This is a genomic window from Pseudomonas sp. 10C3, assembly GCF_036346185.1.
In the GTDB taxonomy this organism is placed as follows: Bacteria; Pseudomonadota; Gammaproteobacteria; order Pseudomonadales; family Pseudomonadaceae; genus Aquipseudomonas.
In genome coordinates this window covers 1-327 of sequence record NZ_JASJVE010000093.1, presented here as the reverse complement: position 1 = coordinate 327, position 327 = coordinate 1, and the positions used below count along the sequence as shown (strand labels likewise).

General features: G+C 65.7%; 1 protein-coding gene. It reads right to left on the bottom strand.

Translation table 11 applies throughout. The features are described from left to right. On the bottom strand, nucleotides 1-327 hold a 327-nt coding region (locus tag QN399_RS26270), incomplete at both ends, for a hypothetical protein (RefSeq protein WP_330201936.1).

Sequence of the window (327 nt, the reverse complement as noted above, 5' to 3'; positions counted from 1 at the left end):
AACTGCCCGCTCAGGTCGCACAGGTAACGGCCCGGCTGGTCGAGCAGCCATTCGTAACCGGGTTGGCGGGCGCGTTGCGGGGCGACCAGGCTAACCGGGAAGGCGTGCGAGCTGAGGTTGAGCCTGGCGACATGCGCCGCGCCCGCCGCAGACTGGTTGGCCGCGTCATAGGCGTCGAATGCGCTGAACGCTTCGAGCATTGCCACGCCGTCCGGTTTATCGAGGAACACACGCTTGAATTTGTCTCGCAAACTGCGCAAGTCCGGGCTCTGGCAGCGTTGTGCGCGCGCTTTCGGGTCTTGCTCAAGACGTCGCAAGCGCGGCCCG